This is a genomic window from Nannocystis punicea (assembly GCF_026965555.1).
GTDB classification, from domain to species: domain Bacteria; phylum Myxococcota_A; class Polyangia; order Nannocystales; family Nannocystaceae; genus Nannocystis; species Nannocystis punicea.
Genome location: NZ_CP114040.1, coordinates 12,129,313 through 12,147,841, shown reverse-complemented (window position 1 = coordinate 12,147,841; position 18,529 = coordinate 12,129,313). Strand labels below are relative to the sequence as shown.

Here is an 18,529-nt window from a genome sequence, read left to right as displayed (position 1 = left end):
AATGCTCGAGCTCACGGTCTCGGGGCGCGAGCGGTCCTAGGATGGACGGATGTGAATTGGCGGGCGTCGGGGGCCCGAACGATCGCTACGGCGATTCATCACAACCAGCGCGCCGTGGGGGCGCGGCGACGACGGAGGGCGATGTGTCATGTCCGTGGTAACTGCGAACGTGATCGAGAGGCGTGAGTACAAATACTTGATAGACGACACCACCGCGGCGCGTCTGCGCGCGGCGATCCGGCCGTTCTGTGAGATCGACCCGTACGCCGCTCGCAGCCCGGGCGGGCGCTACACGATCGAGAGCCTGTACCTCGACTCGCCGCTCCTGGGCCTCTACTGGGCCAACGAGCACGAGCAGGTCGACCGGATCAAGATGCGCGTGCGCGGCTACGCCGAGGCGCCGGGCAGCCCGGTGTTCCTGGAGGTCAAGCGGCGCATCAACGACGTCATCACCAAGACCCGCGGCCGGGTCTCGCGCGCGTGCTGGTCGGAGCTGCTGTCCGACCCGGCCGCGCCGATCCCCGCCGAGGTCGCCGGCAAGGACCGCGCGGCCGTCGAGCGCTTCCTGGCGCTGCAGCGGACGCTGCACCTGCGGCCGTTCACGCTGGTCCGCTACGACCGCGAGCCGTACTTCAGCCGCATCGACGACTACGTGCGGGTGACGATGGATACGCGGATCCGCGCGCAGGCGATGGACAAGTGGACGTTCACCGCGCCGTCCCGCAACTGGCGGGCGCTCGACGACGGGGTCATGCAGAAGTCGCCGGAGTCGCTGACCGTGCTCGAGCTCAAGTTCACGACTCAGGTCCCGCTCTGGCTGCACAACATCGTCGAGCGGCTCGACCTGACCCGGCGCTCGTTCTCGAAGTACGGCAACTCGATCAAGGCCTTCTACGGGGCGATGGACGCGCGGACCTACCGGTTCGCGGGAGGTTGGCGATGAACCCGGTCGACGTGTTCCTGGCCGGCGACGCCGAGCCGTTCGCGCTCAAGAGCGCGGCCCTGGCGCTGCTGCTGGCCTTCGGCCTGACGCAGGTGCTCGGCGCGGTCTATGTGTGGACATTCCGCGGGATGTCCTATTCGCAGGGGCTCGTCCACGCGATCGTGATGGGCAGCATCATCGCCTGTATGTTGATGCTGGCGATCGGCAACAGCATCGCGGCCGGCCTCGGCATCGCCGGCGGCCTGGCGATCGTCCGCTTCCGCACCGCGCTGCGCGACCCTCGCGACATGATCTTCGTGTTCGCGGGGCTCGGCACCGGCATCGCCGCCGGGCTCGGGGCCCACGCCGCGGCCTTCTGCGGCACGGCGCTGTTCTGCCTGGCGGTGTGGCTGCTGACGCTGACGGAGTTCGGCAGCCAGCGTCGCTTCGACGGGCTCCTGCGCTTCCAGCTGCCGATCGGCGCCGACGAGGCGCCGGTGATGGCGCTGCTGCGCAAGCACAGCCGCTTCCTCGCGCTGGTGACGCTGCGCGAGGTGGCCCAGGGCGAGGCGATGGAGCACGCCTATCAGGTCCGGCTCGGCGACCCGGGGCACCGCGCGGCGCTGGTGCGCGCGCTCGAGGCGCTGCCGGGGGTCCAGGACGTTTCGTTGCTGCTGCAAGAGCCGACGGTGGAGATCTGAGCCATGACCGGGTATATCAGGACTCGCATTCTCCCCTGGGTGGTATGGGTCGGGACGATGGCCGGCGCCGGCTGGCTGTGGCTCGACGTGCGCGCCGAGGGCAACGCAGTCGGGTTCGCGCTCGGCGTCGAGACCACGGTGAGGCCGGCGGCGGCGGGCCGGGTGCAGACGATCGAGGTGGCGCCGGGCCAGCAGGTCCACGCCGGCCAGGTCGTGGCGGTGCTCGACGCGGCCGAGCTCGACGCCGAGCAGGCGATCCTGGCCGCCGAGCGCGCGCGGCTGGAGGCGTCGCTCGGGGCGGTCCGCTCCGAGACGACGATGCAGATCGACGACAAGGCGCGCGAGGCCGACGAGTCGATCGCGGCGGCCGAGATGGCCGTTCGCTCCGCTCGCAGCAATCGCGAGGTGCGCGCCGCCGAGCTGCGGGCGATCAGCGCCCAGTTCGACACGCTCGCCGGGCTGGTCAAGGAGCGCATGGCCGACCGCCGCGACCTCGACGCGCTCGGGGTCAAGCGCGCGGCGCTGCGCAAGGAGGTCGAGGCGGCCGACACTCTGGTGCCCGATTTGGTGCGCCAGGCGGCGGCGGCCCGCGATCGCCGGGCGGCGCTGCCGACCGACGCGACGGAATTGGCGCTGCAGCCGGTCCGCGCCGAATTGGCGGTGGTCGCCGGTCGCGAGCGATTGTTGGCAGTGCGGCGCGAACAGACGGTGCTGCGCGCGCCCGCCGACGGCCAGGTGGCGGCGATCCACGTGCGCGCCGGCCAGGTCGCGGGCCCCAATGCGCCGGTGCTGACGATCGTCAGCCGCGGGCCGAGCGACGACGACGAGGTGCTGGTGTGCCTGCGCGAGGGCCAGGCCGGGCAGGTCCGCGTCGGCGAGGCGGTGCTGCTGCGATCGCGCAGCGCCGGCGGTCGCTCGGTGACCGCCCACGTGACCCGGCTCGGGCCGCAGATCGCCGAATTGCCGGAGCGCTGCCGCCGGAACCCCGACCTTCCGGAGTGGGGCCGCGAGGTCGCGGTCGCCCTCGACGAGCACGCGCCGCTGCTGCCGGGGCAGGCGTTCGCGGTCAGCTTCCTCGGCTACCCGTCGCCGTGCGCGGCGGGGACGAGCGACCCGCCGGCGTCGCCGACGAACGAGCAGGTGCTCGCGGCGCCGATGATCGATTCGCTGCACCCGCCGATCCGCGCCGGCGCGCCGGAGGTGCCATGAATCGCGGGTGGACGGCGATCGCGGCGATGTGGGCGGTCGGCTGCGCGAGCGCGCCGGCGGTCTCGCCCGAGCGGGCGATCGCGACCTGGCGCGAGATGCAGGCCGGCGACCCGCGCGGGGCCGTGCCGGAGGCGACCGCGGCGGCGCTCGAGGCCGGCGACGCGCTGACGGTCGAGCAGGCCTACGCGCTGGCGCTGGCCAACAACCCCGAGCTCGCGGTGGTCGAGGCGCGCGCGGAGGTGGCGACGGCGGAGATCGGCGCGGCGCGGCAGATCCAGAACCCGAGCGTCCGCGTGTCGAACGTCGGCGTCGACGACTCTGCGCCCGGGCGGCTCGGCTTCAACATGGGCCTGCGCGCGCCGATCCCCCGCCCCGGCAGCGTGCGCGCCCGCGTCGACGGGGCCCGCCACGCGGCCGCCGGCGCGCAGGGCGAGGCCGAGGCGGCGCGACGGCAATTGCGGGCCAGAGTCTATCGATTGTTCGCCCGCCTGGCCTGGCTCACCGCCGACCTCGAGGAGGTCTCGCGCGCGGTGTCGCTGTGCGAGGAGCGACAGCGGCAGCTCCGCGCCCGAGTGGCGCGCGCGGTGGCGACGGACGTCGCGCTGGCGATGGCCGAGGTGGCCCGCGCCGAGGCGGTCGACGAGGCCCGCAAGCTGCGCGGCGAGCTGGCCCGCACGGAGGCCGAATTGGCCCGCGTGGTCGGGCCGGGGCCGACGTTCAGCGTGCGCGTCGACCGGGCCCAGCTCGACATCGACGACCTGGTGCTCGACCACGCGGCGCTGACGGAGCAGGCGCTGCGCTCGCGCCCGGAGCAGCGCGCGGTGCAGACGAAGGTCGGTCAGGCGCGCTCGGCGATCACTCTGGCGAAGGTCGAGGCGGCGCCGTGGATCAGCTGGGCTCAGGTCAATTATTTCTTCGGCCCGGGCCCGGCGACGCCGTCGTCGTTCGGCGTCGGCTTCGCCGTCGATGTGCCGCTGTTCAGCCTCAACCGCGGCAAGATCAAGGCGGCGAAGGCGATGGTCCGCCAGCGCCAGGTCGAGGAGCGGGCCGAGGTCGCGGCGATCGCCGGCGAGGTCGGCGAGGCGATCGCGCGGGCCCAGCGGGCCGACGCGCGGGTCCAGGAGATCGAGCACGACCTGCTGCCGCAGGTCGATGCTGCGGCGCGTCAGGCGGACGCGGCGCTGGTGGCGGGGACGCTCGACGTGGTCGAGGTCCTCGATATCGAGGCCCGTCGGGTCGCCGCGCGTCGGCTGCACCTGGCGGCCCGCTTCGAGCGCCGGGACGCGCTCATCGAGCTCGAGGCCGCGGTCGGGGCGCCGCTGCCGCGCTGAGAGAGCTCGTCTTTCACGCCCCCATTGCCATCATCGAGAGTGTGTCATGTTCGAGCGTCGAATCGTAGGAGTGTCTCTTTCACTATTTTCCATCTTTGCACCGGCGGCCCTCGGCTGCAATCAGGGCGGCGGTATGAATAATGCCACCACCGACGACGCGCCGATGGAAGCCACGAGCGAGGCGGGCACCGAGCCGGACGACGGCACCACGACGACCGGAGGGGACGAGCCGCAGGTGACGTCGGAGGGGCCCGGGGCCGCGTCGGTGTGCGGCGACGGGGTGGTCGAGGGCGACGAGCTGTGCGACGGCGCCGAGGTCGGCGGGATGTCGTGCGCCGACGTCGACCCGGGCTTCGTCGGGCCGCTGAACTGCGCGTCGGACTGCCTGTCGTTCGACGTGTCCGAGTGCGAGGGCTCGCCGATCGAGTGGGTGGTCACGCTCAACGAGCTGACGTCGAAGGGCGCCGAGTCGGGGCCGTACGCCGGCAGGGGCGACGCGATCGAGCTGCTCAACGCCGGCGGCGCGCCGGCGGACCTGTCCGGCTGGCAGCTGTCCGACGAGCCGATGCTGCCGGACGACAAGACCTACGTGTTCCCGGCCGGGACCACGCTGATGCCCGGTGAGCGGCTGGTGCTGGTCGAGCTCGACCCGATGACCGGCGAGGGCGAGCTGCCGTTCGGCCTCAGCTCGAACACCGAGGAGACCCTGACTCTGGTCGACGGCGACGACGCGGTGATCGACGCCCTGACGTTCGAGGGCGTGGCGGCGATGGTGTCGTGGTGCCGCCTGCCCGATGGGATCGGTTCGTGGGGCCACTGCGAGCAGACCCTCGGCGCGGCCAACACCGAGGCGCTGACGATCTGCGGCAACGGCGTGCGCGAGGGCAGCGAGGCCTGCGACGGCCTCGACGTCGGCGCGGCCAAGTGCGCCGACCGGGGGTTCACCGCCGGGGCGATGACCTGCACCCCGCAGTGCTTGCTCGACACGTCGATGTGCATGTCCGACGTGATGGCGACGATCAACGAGCTCGAGTCGACCAATGACGACATCGAGCTGTTCAACGCCGGCGCCGTCCCCGTCGACATGAGCGGGTGGATCCTCACCGACAAGGCGCTCGACGGCAGCTACGACCTGGTCGCGGACGTCGAGAAGCTGGTGTTCGCCGCCGGCACCAAGCTCGCGCCCGGGCAGTTCATGGTGGTCAAGAAGGGCAAGAATCCCGGGCTGCACGAGTTCGGCCTCAGCTCGGACGGCGACACCGTGACCCTGCTGAAGCCCGACCTCACGCCCGTCTCGCAGGTGACCTACGGCTTCGAGCAGGCCACCCTGTCGTTCTGCCGGATCGCCGACGGGCCCGAGGGCAGCTGGTCGCCCGGCTGCAAGCCGACCCTCGGCGCCGCCAACTCGAAGTGAGCCGCGCGGAGCGGTAGTCGTGAAGGACATGTTCGAATGAGCATGTCCTTTCGGCCATGGATAGAGGGCCGCTCGGCTCCGCCCGCGGGCGCGGTCGCTCGCCCGTCCGCCGCGCCGGCGCGGGCGACGGCCGCCGGCGCCCGTGGTATACGTCGCGGCCGACGATGTCCGCGAAGGTCCGCAAGCTGCCGCTCGTCCTCGGTCTGCTCGCCCTGGTGGCGACGCCGCTCGCCACCCGCCTGCTGGTCCACGGCGACATGCCCGACACGTGGGGCACGTTCCCGCCGCCGAAGAGCCCCGACGTGCCGGGCTTCAGCTGGCTGGTGTTCGGCCTCGGCGTGGCGCTGGCGCTCGGCATCCTCGAGTTCCTGCGCGCGCCGCAGCGGTTCGGCTTCGCGCCGGTCGAGGCGGCTCCCGAGGCGCGCGCGCGGGCGGGCCGGTTCCCGCCGTGGTGCGTGCCGGGGGTGCTGCTGGCGATGGCCTCGTGGGCGCTGATGTGGGGCGAGCTGCCGGAGGCGTTCGCGCCGCTGGTGCCGTTCAGCTTCGTGCCGCTGTGGTGGGGCTTCATCCTCGCGCTCGACGGGGTGGTCTACAGCCGCACCGGCGGGGTCTCGCTGGTGTCGCGGCGGCCGTGGGCGACGCTGGCGATCGCGGCGACCTCGTGCGTGTGCTGGTACTTCTTCGAGTACCTCAATTACTTCACGCGCTCGAACTGGTACTACCCCAACGACGCGATCTTCTCGCAGTGCGGCTACCTGGTGTGGTTCGGCCTGGCGTTCACCACGGTGCTGCCGTCGATCTTCGTGGTCTATCAATTGCTGACGACGATCGCGCCGCTGCGGGCCCGCTTCGAGCGCGGGCCGCAGATCGAGCTGTCGCGCGCGGCGGTGCGGCGGCTGCTGTGGCTCGGCGTGGCGTCGCTGGCGGCGCTGGTGCTGTGGCCGGCGCCGCTGTTCCCGCTGCTGTGGCTGAGCCCGCTCCTGGTATTGACCGCGGCGGTGTCGCTGGCGGGCGCGTGGACCCCGTTCTCGGCGATCCGCCGCGGCAACTGGGCGCCGGTGATCCTGATCGGCCTGGCCACCGCGCTCAACTACCTGGTCGGCGAGATGTGGAATTTTTACTCGACGCCGCAGAACCCCAACTTCTGGAAGTACGACGTGCCGTACGTCAGCGTGCTGCACGTGTACGAGATGCCGCTGCTCGGGTACTTCGGCTATCTGCCGTTCGGCATGCTGTGCTGGGTGTGGTGGATCCACCACGCCAACCTGTTCGGCCTCGACCCGGCGATCGACGTCGTCGCCGGCGCCGGGCCGACGCTCACGCGGCGCGAGGACGCATAGAGGCACACGCTGGGCGGCGACGGCTCGAGTGCCGGTCTGACGTGGGGGGCCGGGACACCCCTTTCTTCAGGGTTTCGTTTCGCTTCTCAAATACGGCGAAGCGTGCGATGATGAAAAAACATGCCGAGCAGAGCGTCGCGCGTCGATCCGCGCATTCGTCGTGCGCGCGTCGAGGTCTTCGGCGCAGAGCTCGATCTCTTGACCAGGGCCGTCACGATCTCCTGGCATCGCCCCAGCAAGCCGCCGCTCGTCGTCGGCGAGGGCACGTGGATCCCTCTGCCCGAGCCGATGGGAGATCTTCGCGGCAGGCTCGCGGTCGAGGGGGTCCATCGTCGCACGTGCGCGTTGCTGGAATATCAGCTCGCGCGCGGCAATCGCAACTGGACGTACGAGAGCGGGCCGTGGATCCTCGCCGAGGCGGCGGCACGGGACGCCGGGCTCGATGGTCTTGCAGCGGGCGCCCTGCGCAAGGTCCTGTGGCTGTTCTATCGCAATTGCTGGCCGCTTCAATTCGCCGACGGGTGCGGCTGGGGCAGCGGCGGCTACGCGCCCCTGATCGCCGCTGCGCTGGCGGACCCGGCCCACATGCGCGCCCGCTGGGAATTGCTCATCCTCACCGGTGCGCTGCGACGGCCGGCCGCCGAAGGAGACCTCGAGCGAGTCGCCGGCGACCCGCTCGGCGAAGAGTTCTACGCTGCGCCGTGACGCGCAGCGTAGAACTCGCAGGACCTGCTCAGTAGCGGTCGCCCCCGCGGCTGGGCTTGCGACCGTAGCCGCCGCCATTGCCGCCATTGCCGCCGAACGACGGGCCCGAGGAGCGCCGCTCCTCCGCCTCGGAGACCCGCAGCGGGCGGCCGTCGAGCGACGCGCCGTGCAGCGCCTCGATCGCGCGCTGGGCGTCGGTGGCGCTCATCATCTCGATGAACGCGAAGCCGCGCGAGCGACCGGTCTCGCGGTCGGTCATCAGCTTGACCTCTTTGACCGTACCGTACGGCTGGAAGGCCTGCTGAAGGTCGCTGTCGGTGATCTGGAAGGAGAGGTTGCCTACGAAGAGTCGGTTACCCATTGTCTTGATTCGTCTCTGGATCGGGCTCTCGGCGCAGCGCGCCGGTGTGTGCGGGGGAATTCTCGGTCGAAGAGCCGGCGCTCGAACGAAGATCGCAGCAAGGCAGGTGCTGCACCATCAACGTCGCCGGAAATGAACCCCGTGACGTTCAGGCGACGCGGAGTCGACCAAAGCCCGAGCGTGCAAGTGCGCCAGAAACGAATGACATCGAGACCCTAGCACCACGCCGCCGCGACGGCAATGCGGCCGGGTCGGGGCCTCGTGTGCGTGAGGCGGGATTCGTCGAGCGCAAGGCGGCTGCGGATGAGCCGCCGCGCTAGCGCACGCGACGAGCGGGAGCGCACGAGTCGAGGCCAGCGGGCAGTCCGTCGAGTTGCAGGCGAGCGAGCAATTGTTCGATGTCGCCGGCGACGGTGATCCACTGGTCGCCGCCCGAGTGGAGGTACAGGACGGAGGGCCGATCGTCGGAGGTGCGATAATCGAGGGCGAAGGGCATGTGGGGGCCGAGGAGCCCGAGGAGCAACGAGCGCGCCGGGTCGATGTTGCCCGGCGGCTTCTTGGCGTCCGAGCGGCCGAAGTATGCGGGATCCTTCTCTTCCAACCACCGGTGATTGGCCGCGCGCATCTCATCCAGGTCGTAGAGCTGCACCTTGATCGGGCTCTCGCGGAAGACACGGCGGAGGACTTCGACAGCGGGCCGGCGCCACCGTCGCTCGCCGATCGCCCGCATCAATGCGGTCGGGAGGTGAAGTCCATTGATCTGCATCGGCTCAGGCTCGCTCGCGTGGACCGTCGCCCGCGCAGTGCTCCGTCCGGCGCTCCAGGCGAGCCGGCGCGTGGCCGTGGAAGTTGGGCGTGTAAAAATTTGGCATGCAAAATTGTTGGGCACGCGACGATTCGAGGCTTCGTCGTCGCAGCCCGACGTTCTTCGTGAGCAAGACGGACCACCGTAGCACGCGAACCACCGCGTGTCTCGCGCTCCGCTGATTCAGCGCCCGTTTGCGGCACAGGTGAGGACCGTGGCCGGTGCTACGCCGGCTGATACGGCCTCGCATCGAGGGGCAGGACCATGGTGAACGTCGTCCCGTCGCTCTCGTCGCTGGTGACCGATACGCTGCCGCCGTGAGCCTCGGCGCAGGCCCGCACCACGGCGAGGCCGAGGCCCCAGCTCTCGCCGACCCGCGGCGGAGTGCGGCCGTGCGCGAACGGGTCGAAGATGTGTTCACGATTCGCCCCTGAGATCGCAGGGCCGAAATTGTGGACCCCGATTTCGGCCTCATGGGCTCGTCGCTCGACTCGAAGCGTGATCGGGCTGTCGGGGGTGCCGTATTTGATGCCGTTCTCGGCCAGGTTCCACAGCGCCCGCTTGAGCTCGTCACGGCTCCACATGCCGCGGACATCGTGAGCGCCCGCGACTTCGAAGCAGCAGCCGTGCACCAGCCGCAGGTCTTCGACGACCTCTTCGGCGAGGGTGCGCAGGTCGCACCAGTCGATGCGCAGGGGCAACCGCTGACCGGCGCGCAGCCGGCCGACGTCGAGGAGGTCGTGGATCATTCGGTCGATGACGTCGAGGTTGCTGTGGATGCGATCGATGAGCTCGGGCCGTTGCGCGCCGTTGCCGATCTTCTTGAGCAGCAGCGCGCTCATCTTGGCGGTCGACAGCGGACCGCGGAGGTCGTGGGCGAGGACGGCGGTGAAGCGCTCGCGCAGCTTGCGTTCGGTTTCGACCTCGGCGAGGCGTTCGCGGAGCTCGGCGTGGAGCTTCGCGTTGTCGAGGTGGAGCGTGAGTCCCTCGCCCAGCGCCTCCAGCCGGCGGATCTCACGGCTGCTGAAGGTCCGCGCCTCGCGGAGGCCGATGTACATGATGCCGAGGAATCGGCGGTGGCGCGGGAGGCGGACGCCGAGCAGCGAGTGGATCCCGCTGAAGCGGAGGGCGTCGCTGACCTCGAGCTCGGTGGTGACGACGTCGTCCACGACGGTTGCTTCGGCGTGCGCCGCGACTTGCCCCGTGAACGAGTCGAGGTCGACGGAGGCGGCGAACTCTCGCAATTGAGCCGCGGCGTCGCCAGCGACCGCCCTGGTGACCAGGTTGCGGCTCTCGGGCTCGTACAACAGGAGCGCGGCGGCGTCGGCCCCGGTGGCCTCGCGGACGATCTGCATCGCCTCTTGCAGCCGGTCGGTCAGCGAGCCCGGCTGCTCCTGTGGCGCCCTGAGGGCCTGGTCGGCCAGGGTCCGCAGCAGGCCGAGGTAGCGCTTCTCATGTTGTTCGTCGAGCCGCATGTGCTCCTGGAAGACGTCGGCGGTCCGCACCATGACGCTCTGCAGGGTCACGAAGATCCGCGCGAGCTCTTCCTCGCTGGGCCGCTCGGAGGAGGGCGAGCCCCGCGCGCAATCGGTGATACAGCGCTGGAGGATGGCGAACTCTTCCACGATCTCGCCCATCTCGAAGCCGCGGCGGATGCGGTCGCCGAGGTGGCTCTCGATGTGTCGCCCGAGCGCCTTCTCCCGGTCGGCGCCGCCGGCCAGCGCAGTGAGCAGGAACGGCATCATGTTCTTCAGCTCGAGGTCCGACAGCCCGCGGGCGGACGCGGCCTTGCCGGCCTCGGTCGCCCACTCGAGCAGGATCTGCTGCCGGTGTTGCTGAACGAAATTCATCCCGACCCCGATCGAGCCTAGCATCGGCCGCGAAGCGAACCACCGGCGCTGCGCCGGTCTCCCCGCGGATGAGCGGCGCGCCCGGCGGTCGGCCCCGCCGGGCGCCTGCGCCACGGTCTCGATTCTCGCAATATGTCCCGAAGGACAGAGACGCCGGCGGGCCGCCCGGCGTCCGCCGGGGCGCGCTACGCAGGCCAGGGGCATCGTCAGCAGGTCCATCCGCAGCTTGCCGACCGCGAGGATGTTGCCGACCTCGCTCGAGTCCATGAAGTCCCCGAGCATCGGCGGCCGATCGTGCCGCGGTGTCGGTCTTGCGCGCCTGCGCTTCGGGGTCGCGGTCGAGGACGATGATGTCCTGCTCGTGCGCCTCGAGCGGCTGGAGGATCCGCCGAAGGTGTAGGCGTCGGCGCCGCCGTTCGGCCGCCAATCGTTCATGATCGTGCCGTTTCGGGGTCAGAACACGACGAGCCGCTTGAGCGCGCCCTGACCGCGGAACTGCTGCGGGAGCGCGGGCGGGTTCGGGGCCGGGTCGTCGGTCGCGGTCCCGGGGCGCGTGGACGGGGACGGGCGCAGCGGACCCGCGACGAGCGCACAGGCACCTCTGCTCGGCACCTCGTGAATCGTCTGTCCCGCTCGAGGATCGCGCTCGTGTTCCGCGGCGGTGCAACGTCGGGCCGGCGTCGCCTCCGCAGCGCGAGCGGAGGCTCGAGTGGGTGTTCACGAGGCGGCCGCGGCTGTGATCGGGATCTCCGAGCGCCCCGTGATTCTGTCGTGGCACCGCGCGACGCCGGCGATCGAGCGCACCAGAGAGTCGAGGCCGGGCTCGAAGGCGCGCCGCGGATCTGGCTCGACGGTGATCGATCGGGGGTCGGCTCCGGCGAGAGGCGAATGCTCACTCGTCGTTCGGGTGCGTGGAACGTGCCTCCGCGGCGGCACGTCGTCGGCCTCGCGACATTGATCGTTGTGGCGGATGTTCGAGGGCCGTCTCGCCGAGCGTGATGACGGCGGGCCAGGGACTCTCTGAGCGACGATTTCGAGCGCGGTCGCGTGTGGACGGCGTCATTGCGCGCCACTCGGATCCAGCCCAAGGAATTACCAGCCGACGCTGTCGACGCAGCGCCAGCCCTACGACCGGACGATGAACGGTTCGATGATATCGCGACAGGGCTGCGGGCCGCGGGCGACTAAAACACTGACACGTGTAGCAAGACGCAGGGGCGCGAATCATCGGTATCGGTCGCGCGATTCCGTCCGGCTCATGTGCACCTGACGACACACCGGATTTTGCATGGACCACTGTATGGATCACTGCACCCACCACTGGCTGGCGGCGCTCGGGCTCGCCATGACGGTTTCAGGTTGCCACGAATCGCCTCAGACGCCGCCGGCCACGGATCGGTGCGCGGAGCTCGATGTCCCGCGGCTGTTCGTCGAGAAGTGCTCGACGGCGGCGTGCCACGAGGGCGCGGATCCGGCTGCGGGGCTCGATCTGGTGGGAGCGGACCTGGAGCGGCGAATCGTGCTCCAGCCGGCCACGCAGTGCGGGGGCCCGATCGCCGATCCGTCCGACCCCGAGAGCAGCGTATTGATCGAGAAGCTGAGGCCCGACCCCGGCTGCGGCGTCGCGATGCCGCTCGGGAGCGAGCCGCTCCCCGAGCAGGATGTCCAGTGCATCGTCGAGTGGATCTCCGGCCTGGAGTACACCCCGACCGAGGACAATGGCAGCACCAGCAGCGGGGGCGAGCCCGAGACCGACACCGACACCGACGCCGTCCCGCCGCCGCCGACCACGTGCGCGCCTGGTGAGACGCGCGAGTGCTACTCCGGCCTCCCGGAGACCCAGGGTCTGGGCAATTGTAAGGCCGGGGTGCAGAGCTGCCTCGACGATTCGTCGTGGGGGCCCTGCGAGGGCGAGGTGGCGCCGCTGGGCGAGAACTGCCTCACGCCCGAGGACGAGAACTGCGACGGCGCGACGCCGGCGTGCGCGGAGACCTGGGCGATCGGCTACCAGAACGTGGGCAACCAACAGGCCCGCGCGGTCGCCGTCGATCGCACCAACGACGACGTGATCGTCGCCGGTGACTTCGAGGGCACGGTCGGCCTCGGCGACGGGGTCCACGCCTCCGTCAACGGCAAGCACGACATCTTCCTCGCCCGCTACGACAAATTCGGCAACTCGCTCTGGACCCACGTCTTCGGCGACAGCAGCAACCAGTACGTGGGCGACGTCGTCGTCGACGCGGCGGGCAACATCGTGCTCGTCGGCCGGGCGTTCGGCATCGTCGACTTCGGCGGCGGCCCGCTCGACGCCCGCGGCACCGACGACATCTTCGTCGCCCGCTTCGACGGCGGCGGCAACCACCTGTGGAGCACGATGGTCGGCGGCATCGATCCCGAGCGCAGCGAGCGCGTCGCGGTCGACCCCGCGGGCAACGTGTACGTGACCGGCACGCTCACGAGCGACGCCATCTTCGGCGAGACCGAGTTCATGAGCCGGGGGCTGCGCGATCTGTTCGTCATGAAGCTCGCCGGGGCCGGCGGGGACATCGAGTGGGTCGAGCGGATCGGCGGCCCGGGTGACGACTACGGCTGGGGCGTCGCGGCCGACGACAGCGGGGTCTACTTCACGGGGTACTTCTCCGAGACGGTCGACTTCGGCGGGGCCGATCTGCAAGCGGTCGGCGAGACCGACGTGATCGTCGGCAAGTACGGGCCCGACGGCGCTCCGCTGTGGGCGCACTCGGCCGGCGGCGCGGGCAGCGATCGCGGCTACGACATCGCGCTCGCGGGCAACGGGGAGGTCGTGATCACCGGGGCGTTCTCCGGCGCGCTCGACTTCGGCGGCAAGACGGACCAGCTCGCCTCCGCCGGCGCGCGCGACATCTTCCTGGCCCGCTTCACGCCGGAAGGCGCCGCGGTGTGGGCCTTCGGTTACGGTGACGAGCTCGACCAATTCGAGAACGTCTACGAGACCAACACCTGGCCGGGCCTGGCGATCGGCGTCGACGGTACGATCTTCCTCGCGGGCTCGCTCGCCGGGGCGGCGCGGTTCGGCGACGCGGGCGACACGGTCAGCGCGGGCAAGAGCGACGTCTACCTGGCCCGCTTCGACGCGTCGGGCAACAACCTGTCGGCGCGGCGCTGGGGCGGGAGCGGCACCGAGATCGCGCTCGGGGTCGACGCCGATTCGGCCGGCCACCCCCTGGTGGTGGGGCGTTACTTCGCGTCGAAGCTCGACCTCGACCCGGCCGGCGAGCTCCGCGGTTACGGCAACAGCGACGGCTACATCGCCAAATTCCCGGCCCTCTGAGGTCGGAAAGAGAGTGGACCCAATGACGAAGTCACTCAGCATCACGCTCCTGTCGCTGCTCGTCGCGAGCTCGGCCTGCGACGGCGACGACAAGCCGACTCTCAGCAGCGGCGATCCCGGGCCCTCGCCGCTGCGCCGGCTCACCCGGGTCGAGTACAACAACGCGATCTTCCAGCTCTTCGGCGACACGACTCGGCCCGCGGACGCGTTCGTCCCGGAGGAGACCGCGCTGGGGTACGACAATCAGGCGGCGGCGTTGGTCGTCAGCCCGCTCCTGGCCGAGCAGTTCCTCGACGCCGCCGAGAAGATCGCGGGTCGGCACGGGCCGGCCGTCCTCGAGGGGCTGGGCGAATGCAAGGACGCCGCCAGCATCACGGGCGAGTGCGGCGCGGCGGCGAAGGAGTGGGTGCGCAGCTTCGGCAGGGACGTCTTTCGCCGCCCGCTCAGCGACGAGGAGGTCGACGAGTGGTTCATGGTCTTCAGCGACGGGACCGCCATGGACGACGGGTTCTCCGCGCTCGGCGGGGTCACGCTGGCGATCTCGGGGATGCTGCAGTCGCCGCACTTCCTCTACCGCGTCGAGTTCGGGCGTGGGAGCCCCGACGCCGACGGCATCGACGAGCTCTCGCCCTACGAGATGGCGAGCCGGCTGTCCTTCCTGTTCTGGAACAGCCCGCCCGATCGGATCCTCATGGACGCGGCCGACGCCGACCAACTGCGGACGCCCGAGCAGCTCGCGGCGCAGGCTCGCCGCCTGCTGCGGGCCCCGCGGGCGCGCGAGGTGGTGCGGAACTTCCACCGCCAGTGGCTGGGCCTGCAGAAGATCACCACCGTGCTCGCGGGCATCGGCAAGGACGTCGACCTCTACCCCGACTACCAGCCGTCGCTCTTGCCGCTGTGGCAGAAGGAGGCCGAGGTCTTCTTCGAGTCCGCGATCTTCGACGCCGACGCCTCGCTCGACACTCTGTTCACGGCGCCGTTCACCATGGTCAACAAGCAGCTCGCCGAGTTCTACGGGCTCCCCGCGCCCTCGGCGGACGCCGACGAGTTCGTGAAGGTCGAGCTCGATCCGAAGCGCTACTCCGGGTTCCTCACCCAGGCCGGGTTGCTCGCCCTCTACGCCAAGCCGAACCGCTCCTCGCCGGTCCACCGCGGCAAATTCGTGCGCGAGCGGCTGTTGTGCCAGGTGCCGCCGCCTCCGCCCGACGTGGTCCCCGAGCCGCCCGAGGTCGACATCACCAAGACCACGCGCGAGCAGCTCGAGCAGCACAAGGTCGACCCGCAGTGCTCCGGCTGCCACCAATTGCTCGACCCGGTCGGCCTCGGCTTCGAGCACTTCGACGCGCTCGGTCGCTGGCGCGACCGGGAGAACGGGCTGGAGATCGACGCGAGCGGCGAGGTCCTCGGGGTCGCGGACATCGTCGGGCCCTTCGAGGGGGCGAGCGAGCTCGGGGCGCTGCTCGCAGACAGCCAGCAGGTCCGCGACTGCGTCACCACCCAGTGGTTCCGCTTCGCGCACGGGCGCGCCGAGACCGACGCCGACGACGAGAGCCTGGCCCAGGTCCGCGAGGCCTTCGCGTCCTCCGGATATCGCATCCAGGAGCTGCTGACGGCGCTCACGCAGACCGCCGCGTTCCGCTACCGCCGGGCGCCCGGCGTCTGGAAGGGAGAAGAGCAATGAATCGGATTCGTCACACCCGCCGCGATCTGCTGCGATACCTCGGGGCCTCGGCGCTCGCGCTGCCCCTCCTGTCGCGCGGCCGGCCCACCTTCGCCAACCCCGAGGCGCCGCCCAAGCGCATCATCTTCTTCTACACCCCCAACGGCACCGTGCCCGTGAACTTCTGGCCGAAGGGCGGCGAGCTGGACTTCGAGCTGAGCCAGATCCTCACCCCGCTCGCGGAGCACCGCGACGACCTGCTCGTCCTCGGCAACGTCGACATGGAGTCGGCGTTCAACGGCCCCGGCGACGCCCACCAGAAGGGCACCGGCCAGAGCTTGACGGCGACCGAATTGCTCGAGGGCACCTTCGCCGGGGACGCCGGCGAGTCGGCGGGCTGGGCCGGGGGGGTCTCGATCGACCAGAAGATCGCGCAGGCGATCGGGCAGGAGACCCCGTTCCCGTCGGTCGAGCTCGGGATGCTGGTGGGCAAGTCCGACGTCGGCGGGCGGATCAGCTACCGCGGCCCCGGCGACCCGATCCCGCCGGAGAACGACCCTGCCGCCGCCTACGCGCGGCTGTTCGGCGACCCCCAGGCGTCGCTGGGCGACCTCGAGCGGCAGCGTCGCACTCGCCAGCGGCTGCTCGACCAGGTGTCGCTGGATTACCGGCGCCTCGCCGATCGGATGGAGGACCAGGACCGCGAGAAGCTCGAGATCCACGTCTCCTCGCTGGCGTCGATCCAGGACCGATTGCAGGGCGCGGGCGTGCAGTTCGGCGGCGAGTGCAAGGTGCTCGACCTGGGCGCGCCGCTCGACCCCTCGCGGGTCGAGCAGCTGCCGGCGATCGGGAAGCTGCAGATGGACCTCCTGGCGATGGCGATGGCCTGCGACCTGACGCGCGTGGGCACGCTGATGTGGACGCACTCGGCCGCCGACTACGTCTATTCGTTCATGGGCGAGGAGCTGCGGGAGGGCCATCACTCGCTGGCCCACAAGGGCGACGAAGACACGAAGATGGTCGAGCACAACACGCGCATCAACACCTGGTACGCCGAGCAGCTGGCGTACCTGATCTCCAGCCTCAAGGCCATCCCCGAGGGCGGCGGCACCCTGTTCGACAGCTGCGTCCTGGTGTGGGTGAACGAGCAGGCGAAGGGGAACAACCACGACCGGCGCCAGATGCCCTACGTGTTGGCCGGCAGCGCCGGCGGCTACTTCAATACGGGGCGGTACGTGGTCCAGCCGAAGACGGCCACGCACAACCAGCTGTTCGTGTCGCTGCAGAACGCGATGGGGATCGACGACGACCAGTTCGGCAACCCCGTCTACAACAGCGGGGAGCTGCCGGGCCTGCGCGCTTGAGCGGCGGCGCAGGCCCGAGGATCGCAGGGCATCGAGGGGAGTCAGGAGAAATGATCTCAGTTTGTAAACATACAGGATGGTTTTGGGTGGCCGCGTGCTGCAGCGCCCTGGCGTGCACCGAGGACCCCCCGGCGACGGAGGAGACCGAGACGCCGGGGTCGTCGGAGCCGGGGTCGACGGCGCCGGGGACGTCGGGCGGGAGCGTCGAGCCGACGAACACGTCGAGCGCCACCGAGACCGAGGTGACGGAGGGAACGGGCGGGCCGGGCGCCACGAGCGAGACGGACTCCACCGCGGCGACGCCGGACATGCCCGGGCTCGAGCACGACCCCAACGAAGACATCCCGCCGGTCGACGCGGAGGGGTGCCACGCGATCTATGCCCAGGACCTGCTGCCGACCTTCGAGGTGACCGTCGAGCCCGACGTCTGGGCGCAGCTGATGGACGAGTGGAACAACGGCCAGGCCAACGAGGACGCGGGCGTCAACACCAACCCCTATCACCCGCTGGCCGAGTTCAAGTACGGCGACATCCGCATCCACAACGCCTCGATCCGCCTGCGCGGCAACCCGACCTGGTGGAACCCGGTCCCCGGCGGCGACAAGATGCAGTTCCAGATCGGGTTCGACGCCCAGACCAAGAAGGGCCACTTCCTGGGGCTCAAGCGCGTGGCCCTGGACGCGGCCACCTACAACCGGCACATGCTGCGCGATCGCCTGTCGCTGCGATTCATGCGCTCCGTGGGCATCGCGGCGCCCTGCGCCAACAACGCCCGCCTGGTCGTCAACGGCGAGTACTACGGCATCTTCAGCAACCTCGAGAAGCTCGACGAAAAGTTCCTCGAGCGCGTCATGGACGACCCGAGCGGCGGGCTGTGGGAGCGGAACAACTGGCAGCTCCAGGCCAACAAAGACAACGCGGACGAGTCCCGCCTCGAGCAGCTGCAGGACGCGAACACCCTCGAGGAGGTCGAGGAGATCCTCGACATCGAGCAGGCGCTCCTCACGTACGCGGCCGAGGCGGTGCTCCCCGACTCCGACGGCGCGTGGGCGGGCGGGAAAAACTTCTACGTCTACGACGACCCGTCGCGGGGCAAGTTCATGCTCTTGCCGTGGGATCTCGACAACACGCTGGAGCGGTTCGAAGACCCGCCCGAGGGCCCCTACCCGGTGAACCCGGACCCCTTCGTGTGGGAGAAGCTCACCTCGCACGGGCGGACCTGGTACGACATCAGCCTGAAGGACCCCGCGTACTTCGATCTCTACATCGACATCATCGACCAGATCCTCCACGAGGGCTACCAGCCGGCGAAGATGCTCGGATGGGTCGACGAGATGTCGGCGCAGATCGAGGAGGCGGTGCTCACGGACACCAACAAGCCCTACACCAACACGACCTACCACAACAAGGTGAAGGCCCTGCGTGAATACATCCAGGTCCGCTACGACTTCGTCGACGATTGGCTGGTCTGTTGGCAGTCCGGCGGGAAGGACGACGGCCTGGGTTACTGCGTGGAGCAGTAGCGAGTTCGCCGCGTCGGGCCGGCGCGGCCGCGCC

Annotated in this window: 15 protein-coding genes; 11 read left to right on the top strand and 4 right to left on the bottom strand. The window is 70.3% G+C overall.

Features of this window, described 5'->3' with window-relative positions; all coding sequences use genetic code 11:
• The first annotated feature begins 169 nt into the window (after nt 1–169).
• The 7 genes from O0S08_RS46685 (at nt 170) to O0S08_RS46655 (ending at nt 7,622) form a co-directional block, all read left to right on the top strand.
• Nucleotides 170–943, top strand: coding sequence for a polyphosphate polymerase domain-containing protein (locus O0S08_RS46685; RefSeq protein WP_269036019.1), 774 nt, complete (start codon nt 170–172; stop codon nt 941–943).
• The gene (locus tag O0S08_RS46680) at nt 940–1,623 is read left to right on the top strand and encodes a DUF4956 domain-containing protein (protein ID WP_269036018.1); all 684 of its coding nucleotides are present in this window, start codon (nt 940–942) and stop codon (nt 1,621–1,623) included. The genes O0S08_RS46685 and O0S08_RS46680 overlap by 4 nt, the downstream gene beginning before the upstream one ends.
• Before the next feature lie 3 nt (nt 1,624–1,626).
• Nucleotides 1,627–2,832: an HlyD family secretion protein gene (locus O0S08_RS46675; RefSeq protein WP_269036017.1), complete on the top strand. Its 1,206-nt coding sequence runs from the start codon at nt 1,627–1,629 to the stop codon at nt 2,830–2,832.
• Nucleotides 2,829–4,163 (top strand): TolC family protein, encoded by a 1,335-nt coding sequence (locus O0S08_RS46670; RefSeq protein WP_269036016.1) that lies wholly within the window; start codon nt 2,829–2,831, stop codon nt 4,161–4,163. Before O0S08_RS46675 ends, O0S08_RS46670 begins: the two co-directional genes overlap by 4 nt.
• A gap of 133 nt (nt 4,164–4,296) precedes the next feature.
• On the top strand, nt 4,297–5,577 hold the full coding sequence (locus tag O0S08_RS46665; RefSeq protein ID WP_269036015.1) for a lamin tail domain-containing protein: 1,281 nt from the start codon (nt 4,297–4,299) through the stop codon (nt 5,575–5,577).
• Between the two features lie 164 nt (nt 5,578–5,741).
• Nucleotides 5,742–6,917 carry a hypothetical protein gene (locus O0S08_RS46660; protein ID WP_269036014.1) on the top strand — a complete coding sequence of 392 codons (1,176 nt, stop codon included), beginning with the start codon at nt 5,742–5,744 and terminating at the stop codon, nt 6,915–6,917.
• Nucleotides 6,918–7,037: 120 nt separating this feature from the next.
• Complete coding sequence (locus O0S08_RS46655; RefSeq protein WP_269036013.1) at nt 7,038–7,622, top strand: hypothetical protein; 585 nt, start codon at nt 7,038–7,040, stop codon at nt 7,620–7,622.
• Between the two features lie 28 nt (nt 7,623–7,650).
• On the opposite strand, the gene rbp is transcribed toward O0S08_RS46655, so the two are convergent.
• The 4 genes from rbp to O0S08_RS46635 all read right to left on the bottom strand — a co-directional run bounded on the left by rbp (nt 7,651) and on the right by O0S08_RS46635 (nt 11,250).
• Entirely contained in the window at nt 7,651–7,983 is a 333-nt protein-coding gene (rbp, locus tag O0S08_RS46650) for an RNA-binding regulator (RefSeq protein WP_269036012.1), read from the bottom strand.
• A gap of 316 nt (nt 7,984–8,299) precedes the next feature.
• The gene (locus O0S08_RS46645) at nt 8,300–8,749 is read right to left on the bottom strand and encodes a hypothetical protein (RefSeq protein ID WP_269036011.1); all 450 of its coding nucleotides are present in this window, start codon (nt 8,747–8,749) and stop codon (nt 8,300–8,302) included.
• 263 nt (nt 8,750–9,012) lie between these two features.
• Nucleotides 9,013–10,638, bottom strand: a complete 1,626-nt coding sequence (locus tag O0S08_RS46640) for a sensor histidine kinase (RefSeq protein ID WP_269036010.1) — start codon at nt 10,636–10,638, stop codon at nt 9,013–9,015.
• Between the two features lie 453 nt (nt 10,639–11,091).
• A complete protein-coding gene (locus O0S08_RS46635; protein WP_269036009.1) occupies nt 11,092–11,250 on the bottom strand; it encodes a hypothetical protein in 159 nt (52 codons plus the stop codon).
• Nucleotides 11,251–11,938: 688 nt separating this feature from the next.
• On the opposite strand from O0S08_RS46635, the gene O0S08_RS46630 reads away from it, so the two are divergent.
• The 4 genes from O0S08_RS46630 to O0S08_RS46615 all read left to right on the top strand — a co-directional run bounded on the left by O0S08_RS46630 (nt 11,939) and on the right by O0S08_RS46615 (nt 18,495).
• On the top strand, nt 11,939–13,948 hold the full coding sequence (locus O0S08_RS46630; RefSeq protein WP_269036008.1) for an NHL repeat-containing protein: 2,010 nt from the start codon (nt 11,939–11,941) through the stop codon (nt 13,946–13,948).
• Nucleotides 13,949–13,970: 22 nt separating this feature from the next.
• On the top strand, nt 13,971–15,629 hold the full coding sequence (locus O0S08_RS46625) for a DUF1592 domain-containing protein (RefSeq protein ID WP_269036007.1): 1,659 nt from the start codon (nt 13,971–13,973) through the stop codon (nt 15,627–15,629).
• Nucleotides 15,626–16,972 carry a DUF1552 domain-containing protein gene (locus tag O0S08_RS46620; protein WP_269036006.1) on the top strand — a complete coding sequence of 449 codons (1,347 nt, stop codon included), beginning with the start codon at nt 15,626–15,628 and terminating at the stop codon, nt 16,970–16,972. Before O0S08_RS46625 ends, O0S08_RS46620 begins: the two co-directional genes overlap by 4 nt.
• Nucleotides 16,973–17,058: 86 nt before the next feature.
• Nucleotides 17,059–18,495, top strand: a complete 1,437-nt coding sequence (locus O0S08_RS46615) for a CotH kinase family protein (protein ID WP_269036005.1) — start codon at nt 17,059–17,061, stop codon at nt 18,493–18,495.
• Nucleotides 18,496–18,529 lie beyond the last annotated feature (34 nt).

What these genes read in the sequence shown, in the direction of transcription:
- O0S08_RS46680 (WP_269036018.1), top strand. Translation starts at nt 940, where the DNA reads ATGAACCCGGTCGACGTGTTCCTGGCCGGCGACGCCGAGCCGTTCGCG.
- O0S08_RS46675 (WP_269036017.1), top strand. Translation starts at nt 1,627, where the DNA reads ATGACCGGGTATATCAGGACTCGCATTCTCCCCTGGGTGGTATGGGTC.
- O0S08_RS46670 (WP_269036016.1), top strand. Translation starts at nt 2,829, where the DNA reads ATGAATCGCGGGTGGACGGCGATCGCGGCGATGTGGGCGGTCGGCTGC.
- O0S08_RS46665 (WP_269036015.1), top strand. Translation starts at nt 4,297, where the DNA reads ATGAATAATGCCACCACCGACGACGCGCCGATGGAAGCCACGAGCGAG.
- O0S08_RS46660 (WP_269036014.1), top strand. Translation starts at nt 5,742, where the DNA reads ATGTCCGCGAAGGTCCGCAAGCTGCCGCTCGTCCTCGGTCTGCTCGCC.
- O0S08_RS46655 (WP_269036013.1), top strand. Translation starts at nt 7,038, where the DNA reads ATGCCGAGCAGAGCGTCGCGCGTCGATCCGCGCATTCGTCGTGCGCGC.
- rbp (WP_269036012.1), bottom strand. Translation starts at nt 7,983, where the DNA reads ATGGGTAACCGACTCTTCGTAGGCAACCTCTCCTTCCAGATCACCGAC.
- O0S08_RS46645 (WP_269036011.1), bottom strand. Translation starts at nt 8,749, where the DNA reads ATGCAGATCAATGGACTTCACCTCCCGACCGCATTGATGCGGGCGATC.
- O0S08_RS46640 (WP_269036010.1), bottom strand. Translation starts at nt 10,638, where the DNA reads ATGAATTTCGTTCAGCAACACCGGCAGCAGATCCTGCTCGAGTGGGCG.
- O0S08_RS46630 (WP_269036008.1), top strand. Translation starts at nt 11,939, where the DNA reads ATGGATCACTGCACCCACCACTGGCTGGCGGCGCTCGGGCTCGCCATG.
- O0S08_RS46625 (WP_269036007.1), top strand. Translation starts at nt 13,971, where the DNA reads ATGACGAAGTCACTCAGCATCACGCTCCTGTCGCTGCTCGTCGCGAGC.
- O0S08_RS46620 (WP_269036006.1), top strand. Translation starts at nt 15,626, where the DNA reads ATGAATCGGATTCGTCACACCCGCCGCGATCTGCTGCGATACCTCGGG.